Below are 9851 nucleotides of genomic sequence, written 5' to 3' on the forward strand. Positions count from 1 at the left end.
CGGCTCGCAGGCGGCGGTGGAGGTCTACAACACGCTGCTGGCGCAGAACCCGCCCTTCACCAGCGAGGGCGACTTCTCGCGCGACCCCACCTTCGCCATCACGGCGCCGGATGCGGACAACACGCCGCTGCCCCTCCCGGCCCCTGCGCCCACGCTGCCGCGGCCGACACCGGACACCGCGCCTGACAGCAACCATGGCACCGCGCCGGATGCGCCGGCCACCGACCACCCGGCGGGCGAGGTGCCGCTGACGATCGTGCTGGGTGGCGAGGCCTGGGAAGGCAACCCGGTGGCGGTGGTGCTGGTGAACGGCGTCGAGGCCTTCCGGGGCGAGGTGACGGCGAGCCATGCCGGTGGCGGCGCGGAGATCGCGCTGGGCCATGTGGCGGCCGGTGCCGCGCATGACGTGGTGGTGCAGTTCCTCAACGACGCCTGGGGCGGCTCGGAGGACACGGACCGCAACCTTTATGTGGAAGACATCCGCGTCAACGGCGTGAGCACCGGCAGCACCGCCGCGCTGCTCGACAGCAACAGCGATGCCTGCTTCTCCGTCCAGGCGCGGGCGGCCAGCAGCTCCGGTGGCCTGGTTGTGCCGGCGCCCGCCGATGCCGTGCCCGCCACGGCCGTCAGCTCCGGCACGCTGCACACCGAGATGTTCTGGTCCCAGTCCAGCCTCTCGGGCCTGACGGTGAGCCATGGTGCGCAGGCCGATGGTAGCTTCCTCGGCGCCAGCGGCACGCTGACCGGCACCGATGGCAGCCTGTCCTTCACGAATGCGGATGCGATCCACTTCGCCGATGGCCGGCTGGTCTTCGATGCGGCGGATCCCGCGGCGCAGGTGATGCGCCTCTACCAGGCCGCGCTGGGCCGCGCGCCGGATGCCATCGGCCAGGAGCACTGGACTGCGGAGCTGCACAATGGTGCCTCGCTGGCCAAGCTGGCCGATGGCTTCATGGGCAGCAACGAGTTCCAGTCCCGCTTCGGCGACCTGGACGATGCTGGCTTCATTGTCCGCACCTATGAGCAGGTGCTGGGCCGCGCGCCGGATGCGGCGGGCCTGGACGGCTGGCAGGACCATCTGGCCCATGGCATGAGCCGCGCGGAGATGCTGGTCGGCTTCAGCGAAAGCGCGGAGAACCGCGAACACACCCAGGGCCTGCTGGCGCAGGGCCTCTGGGACGTGGACGACCAGATGGCGGATATCGCGCGCCTCTATAAGGCGGTGCTCGACCGTGCGCCGGATGCGGCGGGGCTGCAGTTCTGGGATGCCAAGGCCGATGCCGGCATGAGCACCGCGGATATGGCCAATCTCTTCGCGCGGAGCGACGAGTTCCAGGCCCGCTTCCCCGGTGCCTCGGACCTCGACTTCGTGCAGATGGTCTACGCCAATACCCTTGGCCGTGCCGGCGAGGCGATGGGCGAGGCCTTCTGGCTGGACCAGCTGACGCATGGGATGACGCGGGGCGAGGTGGTTGCCGGTTTCGCCGACAGCCTGGAATTCCTCCAGCTGAGCCAGCCGCTGACCGACCACGGCATCGTGCTGGGCTGATCGGGCGGACAAAGGGGCGCCGGGTGCGGGATCGGCACCCGGGGCATGGCTTCCGGGCGGGGCAACGGCATCGTTGCCCCGCCTTGCCTGCTTTCAGCCGCCCTGCCCGGTGGCCCGTCTCTTCCGGTCCTGCGCGGCCGCCGGGTGGCTGCGGTAGCGGCGCCAGCCCGCCAGCAGGGTGGTAAGCTGCTCCGACTGCGAGGCGCCTTCCCGCCGCAGGCGCTGCAAGGTGTTGCGCAGCGTCAGGATGGGGTGGCCCTGGCCGAGGTCGGCGCCGGTGGACAGCGCTTTCAAAAAGATCTCGGCGGTTTCGGGGTCCTCGCGTTCCATCACATAGGCCGCATAGCCCATGACGGAGGAACGGCCGTATTCCACCATGCGCCGGGCGAAGCCGCGCAATTCGATCAGGCGGGGGTGCTGGGTCAGGATCTCGCGGATCTCGGCGGCGCCGGCGCGCTTGTAATGCGTCTGGTCCGTCCGCCGCTCGTGCCGCCAGAGAAGATTGGCCATGGCGGTGGCCAGGCCCTGGTCACCGAAATCGCCGGCCAAGCTTTCCGCAGCCGCGATGCGCTTGGGCTGGGTGTCGTAGGTTGCGCGCGCTGTCTCCGGCAGGCCCCGCACCACCGGCGTCCGGATCCGGCCATTGGCGGCGACCACGGCCAGCAGCCGGTGCATGCCATTAAGCAGCCGGCCGCTGGCGGAGAAGCAGATCGGCTGCGCGTTCAGCATCCATCGGCCGCGCTGGATATCGGAAGCCAGGGCCTGCACATGCGCCGGAATGGGCTGCCGGGTCTGCCCGCCCTGGGCCAGGTAACGCTTGGCCACGGCGCTATCGATGATCTCCATCTGCCAATGCTGCCCTTCCTGCGCCGGCTCCATCTCCTCGGACAGGGCGGCGAGGGCTTCGAGGCCCTGATATCCCAGCAGGCTGGGGAAGGCTTCAGGCGGCTTGCCGCGGGCGGCGCGGGAGCTCCAGTTCAGTGTGCGCAACCGCTTGCCGGCCAGCATGGCATTGAGGGCCTTGATCGCCAGAGCCAGCGGGTGCTCCCAGGAGGCGGTCGTGCGGCCGCGTGTCAGTTCCTGAAGCAGCAGGAGTCCTGGCTCATCGGGTGGGAACTGCGCCGGCGTTTCCAGCACATCGAGCAGCCGCTCGGTCAGCTCCGGGTCGGCCTGCCTGCCCATGAAGATGAAGGCGCTGCGGGCTGCCTCCGGCAAGGGTGAGGAGGTGCGTGCCAGGCTGGCGGCCAGGGCTGCCTCGATCTCGGGGCAGGTGGACAGGATGCGCGTCAGCCTGACCCAGGCGGCAGGGTCGGCCATGGGCCTGCCCAGCGTGAGGGCATCGTACTCGGTAAGCCTCTGCAGCAGGGCGGCCAGCAGGTGGTGATGCGCGTGCCCGTCCTGCTTCAGCAGGGCGGCCAGGCTGCGGCGGCGATGCTGGTCAATGGTGTGGAAGGCGTCATCCGCCACATGCTCGGCCAGATAGGTGCGGAGCGGGATGCCGCTCTCGGCGCAGGCCGCAAGGCGCTGCATGCCATCCAGCAGCACGCCGGTGCGGGAGACGATGACCGGCAGGCCATTCATCATCCAGAGCCCGTCACGCATGGCGAGCATATAGCTCCGCACCGTTTCCTCCTGCCGCCGACGGCTGGGATGGGCGCGGCGCAGCATTTCACGTGCGGCGGCAGGGGAGAAGGTGGTCACCCGCAGGCTGACAAAAGCAGGAAAGGCATCGGCGGCCGGGGCGGGGCCATGTCCTTGCGGTGAAGGAGCATGCGGCGGCATCGCGGCGGCCCCACGTGGGCGGTACTGGGAAGAGGGGCTACCCATGCCCGGTACGGGCCCAGCGGCGGCAGCAACGCGTCCGTTCATCAGGTGAAACGCGAGGACAGTACACGCGATGATTGTGGGTGCCGGCGTTGCCGGCTTCGCGAGAGTGTCCTCCCATAACGGTAATGCTCCTCCAGTTCTATGATTCGGTTGGGAACTGCTTGGGTCGTCCAACACCGGGTGCTTCCGAAGCACAAACAGGATATTCAACTAAAATGTAAAAGCTGAATTTTTCCAGAAGGAACTTTGTCAGATTCGTCATGGGGCTGGCGTGCTGTAGAGCCCGTAAATTTATTACATGAGATGGACCTTCCAGTTCCATAGAACGGCTCAGCCCTGACAGAAAAAAGGCCTTCAGCGGTGTAAAGTCCAATGACAATTGCTGGAGCATAACATTTTTCAGGCAGGGCGGTTGTGTCGGTGTGCTGATCGATTTCCCTCTATGGTTGTGCGAATGAACTCTGGAAAGACCGTCGGAAAAGTTTACACTCGATGCCCTTCGCCGACCGTTGCAACTGCGGTGCGGTGTCAGAAAGGGCTCCAAAGCCATTTTGTGTCTCGAGAGAATCCTCAAAGCCAGCTTTTTCGCCCTCTGGTTGAGCAATTTCTGAGATTCTTCCAAGCACGGGTTGAGTTTGCCTCTGCGCTCCGCGCAGTTTCTTGCAAGTGGCGTTCACGTTTGTTTGTGAAGTAGTTATCCGAGAAAATTCTGCGGTTCGCAGTATAACTATATTGTCCTGCACATAGTTTATGCTGGATTTCTAGAAGGCGCTGAGTAGGCGCCATGTTGGTGACGCCGTGCCGAGCCTTGAGCGGGGCAGGCTCATTCTTCACACCGCTCGTGAGAGCATGTTCGTTTGCGAAGTGACTGGTCTAGCTATTGTAAGCTTTGGTAATCGACTGGGACTAAGCCCGATTGTGTCGCTCTTTTGTCGTGGTTCGTCGCATTTTTGCCAGCAAATCGCGGCCGTCTCACAGGCATTCCAGTACCGTGGAGGCACCCGCCTACCGCATAAACCGCAACGTCCCTGCTGGGCCGATGTTTAATCCGTAGCGGTGCAGCAATCCTGCTGGAACCGGGGAGATGGATAGTGACGTGTGCAAGGTCTGTCGTGCCACAGCCTTCTTCCTTTGGCGTGGGTGCATTTCCCGGCCAGAGGCTCTGCCGTCACGCCCATAGATCTCGGTTGTTCCAGCTCGTTACCAAACGCCTCTGCTGATCCCCCCCTCACTGACCTTGCCTTGGGAACTCTGCCGTGAAGATGCGCAACCCATCGACTCCTGACAGCGCCGTTGGCCGCGAGATCCGCCAGTACCGCCGTGCGGCTGGTCTCACACAGAAGCAGGTCGCCGATATAATCGGTGTGACCGGCGCTCAGTTTCATCGCTATGAAACGGGCGCGACACGTATCACCGCCAGCCGCCTGATCGCCATCGCGAACGCCCTGGGCGTGCGTGCCGATACGCTGCTGGCCGCCGCTTCCTCTGTTGAGATGGAACAGCCCGCCGCGCCGGCCAATTCCAGCCAGGAGATCGTTGAACTGGTGCAGATGTTCGGCAGCATCGTCGACCCGCGCCACCGCAGCGCGCTGGTGGCGGTGGCCCGCATGATGACCTCGCCGCAGGCGCTCCGCCCCGTGCCGGAAGAGAGCGTCTGAGCAACCGATACGGGAACATGCGACAGAGCGCGGCGGGGTATCCCCAAAAGGTATGGCCTCGCCGCGGCAGAAGAGGCGATGTCCGGTATGGCGGAGCATATGATGCCTCCGCCAGAGCGGGTGGAAACTCCGCTCTGGCGTGGTGGAAGAGCGCGCCGTGTCATTGAGACTGCGTTCTACCCGTTGTTCTGGGCGCTCAACCGCCCTGCTGCGGCGGGTGTCTCGCGCGCCATCTATGACTTCGCGCTGCGCTGCAACGGCGTGGCCATCAACTTCCCCGGGCGGCATGGCCTGAACAGCGCGGAGGAACGTTTCCTCCGCAGCATCGCGCCTGCCTTGCAACGGGGTGTATTGCTGGATGTAGGCGCCAACATGGGCTGCTACGCGGCCTATCTTCGCGAACTGGCGCCTGAGGCAACCATCTATGCCTTCGAGCCGCACCCGGCGACCTTCGCCCGCATGTCCGCCCGGCTGTCGCCGCAAGGTGTGCGGACAATGCGGCAGGCCCTCAGTGATCGGGCCGGTGTCACGCAGCTCTTCGATTTCGAGGCGCAGGATGGTTCCACCCAGGCCAGCCTCAGCCGCGCCGCGGTGGAGATTTTCGACAGCGGCGTGGTGGGGCATGAAGTCACCAGCACCACGCTGGATTCTTTCCTTGATGCCGAGGGCATCCAGGAGGTCGCCTTCCTCAAGGTGGATACGGAAGGCTTCGACCTAAAGGTCCTGCAGGGCGCCGCCCGCGCGATCCGCGAGAAGCGCATCCGCCTTCTGCAGTTCGAGTTCATTCCGGCCAATATCGCCACGCATGTCACCATGCGCGACTTCTTCGAAGCCCTTCCGGGCTACGACATCTACCGGATGTGCCTGAATGGGGAATTGCTGCCGCTCTTCCCCTATGACGTGAAGTACTGCGAGATCTATGTGACGCAGAACCTCATCGCCAAGCCACGCTAGACACGGTGCCGGCCCGGGGCGCCTGCCGGCGGCAGACACGCTCGATCAGCGCGGCATGGGCCTGGAACATCGTTTCCTGATCATAGTCCCGGTGCGCCTTGGCGTGGTTGGCCTGGCCAAGCCGCTTGCGCAGTGCCGCGTCCTGCAGGAGCGGGCGCATGGCCGTGGCCAGCGCCGCATCGTCCTTGGTGGCGATATAGGGCTGGTTCTCCGCCGAAAGCATGGCGTGAATGTCGCCCGCATCGGTGGAAGCAACCGGCAAACCTGTCGCCATGGCTTCCAGGACCGAGAAGGGCATCTGCTCGGTATCCGAGGATAACACGAAGAGGTCCATGGCCCGGTAGGCGGCGGCGGGGTTCGTCAGATGGCCGGCGAAGCGCACGGCTTCTCCCAAACCCAGCTCCCGCGTCAGGGCTTCCAGTCCAGCGCGCTCGGAGCCATCGCCGAAGATCACCAGCCGGAAGGCCAGGCCTTCCTGCCGCAGCAGCGCGGCGGCGCGCAGCAGGCGGCCCAGGTTCTTCTCGGCCCGCAGTGCCGCGACGGTGCCAACCACCGGGCCTTCGCCTGGCATGCCGAGATCGGCCGCCGGCCCTTCCGGGTTGAAGCGCGTGAGGTCCAGGCCATTGGGGATGTGGTGCAGCCGCGATGGCGGCAGGTGCCAGGTGTCCCGTGCCGCCCGCAGCAGGATGGTGGAAGGCAGCACCACCGTGCTGCGGCGGAGCGCGATGCGCCGCGTCAGCATGCGGCGGGGGATCTGGCCGGCGGCTTCCTCGGGGCCGAAGCCGTCCTCGGTATGGATATGCGGCAGGCCCGGCATGGCCAGCCGCGCCAGGGCCCATTCGATGCTGCCCCAATTGCTGGTCACCAGCAGGTCCGGCTTCAGCCGGTGCAGCAGCTTGCCGATATTGACCATGGCGCGCGGCAGCGACTCACCCTTGCGGGTGGGGGAGGGCAGCATGGACAGCGGCACCTCGGGCGCGATGCGCTCCAGGCAGCCCTCGCCACCATCCAGCGATACCACCGCATGCCGCCAGCGTGCGCCGAAGCGGTTGGCCAGCGCGGAGAAGCGCACCTGCGCCCCACCGACATCGAAGGTGGGGTAGACGTGCAGCAGCAGCGGCGGGGTCATTCGGCGGCCACCGGCAGGCCGCCGCGCAGGCGGGACATCTCGCTGGCCGCCAGGGCCAGCACCTTGCGCGCATTGCCGGCCCAGGTCAGGTCGCGGCGGGCGATCTCGGCCCGCGCGGCCTCGCCCAGGCGCTGGCGCAGGGCGGCATCCTCGGCCAGCCGCAGCACCGCCTGCCACATCGCCTCCGGGCTGCCGGGGTTGAAGAGCAGGGCGGTTTCCTCCTGCCGCAGCACTTCCCGCAGGTTCGGCTGGTCCGGCGCCACGATGGCGCGGCCGGCCGCCATGTATTCGAAGACCTTGAGCGGCGAGGCATAGGCCACCGAGGCCGGCTGCAAGGCGATGTCGAAGCCGCTGATCAGCCCCGGCACCACGTCCCGCGCCGCAAGCCCGGTGAAGGTCACGCGATCGGCGATGCCGAGTTCGGCGGCCAGCTTTTCCAGGCCAGGGCGGGCGGGGCCATCGCCCACCACCTTCAGCGCCAGCGGGTGCTGGCCACGATAGGCGGCCATGGCGCGCACCACATGATCCAGCCCGTGCCAGTCCCGCACGAAGCCGACGAAGCCCAGCACCAGTGGCCCCTCGGCATCCGCCGGGCGCGCGGCCATGGCTGGGAATTCCTCCGGATGGATGCCGTTAGGCACCACGGTGATGCGCTCATCCGGCACGCCGGCGGCGCGGATCTTGTCAGCCAGCACCTCCGTCACCGGCAGCACGCGGCTGGCGCGGCGCCAGGCCAGGCGCTCCAGCGCGGCGGCGGTGCGGCGCAGGGCCAGGTTGCCGAAGCGGCCACGCTCCTCCGCCAGCGGCGCGTTCACCTCCAGCAGCAGCGGGATGCGCCGCTGCGCCGCCACCACGGTGCCGGCGAGGTGAAAGAGATTGGCGCGCTCATAGATCACGTCCGGCTGGAATTCGGCGGCGGCACGGGCGAGGCGCAGGGTGGCGGGGGCGATATAGGCCATCTCCGCCGTCTCCCCGACCCAGGCGGGCAGCTTCTCGCGCAGCAGGCCGACCATGCGGCTGTCACCGCCCAGGTCGGTATTGTCGTAGCTGGCGGGGCCCACCACGCGCACCTCATGGCCCGCCGCGCGCATCGCCGCCACCATGGCGTCCAGATGCACGCCCTGGCCGTCGCGGGACGCGATCCGGTGGCTGTACAGAATCTTCATCCCTGGCGTCTCCGAGCCTTCTCAATCCATTGCAGGGCCTGCCTGCGTCCATGTCCAGCGGTCTGCCGCGCCAGCGCCAGCAGCCCGGCGGGGCTGCGTGGGTCGGCCAGCAGCAGGCCAATCCTTTGCCGCCGCTGGCTGACCCAGAGCGGCTTGTAAGCATCGTCGCCCCGGCCGAAATCCAGGGCCGTGGCTTTATCCTCGTCAATCACGCCGCGCGCCATCAGCGCCGTCAGCACCGTGCCGGGGGAGGCCGCGCGGGCATCCTCGACATGCGCCAGCTTCAGCAGGGAGGCATAGCCACCCGAAACCACCCAGTACTGCGCCGCCAGCGGCTGGCCATCCAGGTCACGCAGCACGCCCAGCCGCAGCGCGCCGGCGCTGGCGGCCACACGCATCAGCGCCCCGTCGAAATCGGGGAAGGGCTCCCAGGGCTTCCAGCTGCGCGCCCGCACGGCCTCATAGGCGCGGATGCCGTTTTCCAGCGCCAGCCCGGGTTCGCGCAACAGCTCAAAGCGGCTTTCGCGCCCGGCGCGGGCCAATTTGCGGCGGATGGTGGCACGCAGGGCGGAAGGGCGCGCGGCGAGATAACCCTCCCATCCGGCGCCGGGCTCCAGCGGCTGCCACCAGTTGCCGAAATGCTCGAAGCGCAGCGGCACCAGCCCGGATTGGCGCAGCCCGGCCAGCAGTTCCTCCAGCCCCGGTGCCTCGGCATCCAGCGTATCCAGCCGCGCCGGGCGCCCGCCCCGCAGCAGGCGGCCCAGGGCCATGCCGGCCTCGCGCATGGTCGCGCCGGATGCCGGCAGGGGGCGCCAGGAGAGGGTATAGGGCGTGACGAGGCTGCACAGCCGCCCATCCGCTTCCCGCAGCAGCGGCAGCAGCACGCCATGATCGCCGCCGGCGAGGGCCACCACCGGCCGGGTGCCGGCAGGCAGCGCGTGGCCCAGCACGGTGTCGTACCAAAGGCGGCTGGAGAAGAAATCCTCTCCACCCTCGGGGCAAAGGAAGCGGTCGCACCACCCGGGCAAGCCAGCCTCGGGGCGGGGCAGGGGCAGCAGGCCCTCGGCCAGGGTGTCAGTCACGCACGGCATAGACCAGCCTCCCCAGCCATTCCCGCATGGCGAACCAGCTTTCGGCCAGATGATCCGGCCGGGGGAGCAGGTCGGACCATTGCGGCTCAGTGCTGCGTGCCGGCCGCACCGGCGCCGGCACCGCTTTCAGCCCGGCGCGCTCGAAGGCTTCCAGGGCGCGCGGCAGGTGCCAGGCATGGGTCACCACATACACGGTGCCAATGCTGGCCTGATGCAGCATGGCGGCGCTGAGTACGGCATTGCCACGGGTATCCGGCGCCTGGCTTTCCACCCATTGCACCGGGGTGGCGAAATCTTCCCGCAGGCTGCGCGCCATTATCTGGGCGATGGGCGGCGCATCGCTGGCCAGGGGGCCGCCCGTCACCAGCACGGGCAGGCCGGTGCGCCGGTGCAGCGCCGCGCCGGCGCGCAGCCGCTCCAGCGTCATCGGCCCGATATCCGGCCGCCCGGCGCCCGTGGCCATCTCGGCGCCCAGGA

Annotated in this window: 8 protein-coding genes; 3 read left to right on the forward strand and 5 right to left on the reverse strand. The window is 67.7% G+C overall.

All coding sequences use genetic code 11. The annotated features are described in order from the left end of the window. A partial coding sequence (locus IBL25_RS21900) for a DUF4214 domain-containing protein (protein ID WP_187780619.1) occupies positions 1–1549 on the forward strand: 1549 nt, incomplete at its 5' end. 93 nt (positions 1550–1642) lie between these two features. Here the strand turns inward: IBL25_RS21900 and IBL25_RS21905 are convergent. Continuing rightward, the gene (locus tag IBL25_RS21905; RefSeq protein WP_187780620.1) at positions 1643–3331 is read right to left on the reverse strand and encodes a ParB N-terminal domain-containing protein; all 1689 of its coding nucleotides are present in this window, start codon (positions 3329–3331) and stop codon (positions 1643–1645) included. 1307 nt (positions 3332–4638) lie between these two features. Here IBL25_RS21905 and IBL25_RS21910 point away from each other — a divergent pair. Together IBL25_RS21910 and IBL25_RS21915 are read left to right on the forward strand one after the other, a co-directional pair. Next, positions 4639–5034 (forward strand): helix-turn-helix domain-containing protein, encoded by a 396-nt coding sequence (locus IBL25_RS21910; protein WP_238940583.1) that lies wholly within the window; start codon positions 4639–4641, stop codon positions 5032–5034. Between the two features lie 183 nt (positions 5035–5217). After that, positions 5218–5988, forward strand: a complete 771-nt coding sequence (locus tag IBL25_RS21915; protein WP_187780622.1) for an FkbM family methyltransferase — start codon at positions 5218–5220, stop codon at positions 5986–5988. Here IBL25_RS21915 and IBL25_RS21920 read toward each other — a convergent pair. From IBL25_RS21920 to IBL25_RS21935, 4 genes are all read right to left on the reverse strand, one after another. After that, positions 5969–7117: a glycosyltransferase family 4 protein gene (locus IBL25_RS21920; protein WP_187780623.1), complete on the reverse strand. Its 1149-nt coding sequence runs from the start codon at positions 7115–7117 to the stop codon at positions 5969–5971. The genes IBL25_RS21915 and IBL25_RS21920 overlap by 20 nt on opposite strands. After that, positions 7114–8283 (reverse strand): glycosyltransferase family 4 protein, encoded by a 1170-nt coding sequence (locus IBL25_RS21925; protein WP_187780624.1) that lies wholly within the window; start codon positions 8281–8283, stop codon positions 7114–7116. The genes IBL25_RS21920 and IBL25_RS21925 overlap by 4 nt, the downstream gene beginning before the upstream one ends. Further along, a complete protein-coding gene (locus IBL25_RS21930) occupies positions 8280–9365 on the reverse strand; it encodes a GNAT family N-acetyltransferase (protein WP_187780625.1) in 1086 nt (361 codons plus the stop codon). The genes IBL25_RS21925 and IBL25_RS21930 overlap by 4 nt, the downstream gene beginning before the upstream one ends. Continuing rightward, the coding region (locus IBL25_RS21935; protein ID WP_187780626.1) for a YdcF family protein at positions 9358–9851 on the reverse strand (494 nt) is incomplete at its 5' end. The genes IBL25_RS21930 and IBL25_RS21935, both read right to left, overlap by 8 nt.

Source organism: Pseudoroseomonas ludipueritiae, from assembly GCF_014490445.1.
In the GTDB taxonomy this organism is placed as follows: Bacteria; Pseudomonadota; Alphaproteobacteria; order Acetobacterales; family Acetobacteraceae; genus Pseudoroseomonas; species Pseudoroseomonas ludipueritiae.

Bases quoted from the DNA above. Each gene is read 5' to 3' on its own strand.
- IBL25_RS21905 (WP_187780620.1), bottom strand. From the start codon at position 3,331: ATGCCGCCGCATGCTCCTTCACCGCAAGGACATGGCCCCGCCCCGGCC.
- IBL25_RS21920 (WP_187780623.1), bottom strand. From the start codon at position 7,117: ATGACCCCGCCGCTGCTGCTGCACGTCTACCCCACCTTCGATGTCGGT.
- IBL25_RS21910 (WP_238940583.1), top strand. From the start codon at position 4,639: ATGCGCAACCCATCGACTCCTGACAGCGCCGTTGGCCGCGAGATCCGC.
- IBL25_RS21925 (WP_187780624.1), bottom strand. From the start codon at position 8,283: ATGAAGATTCTGTACAGCCACCGGATCGCGTCCCGCGACGGCCAGGGC.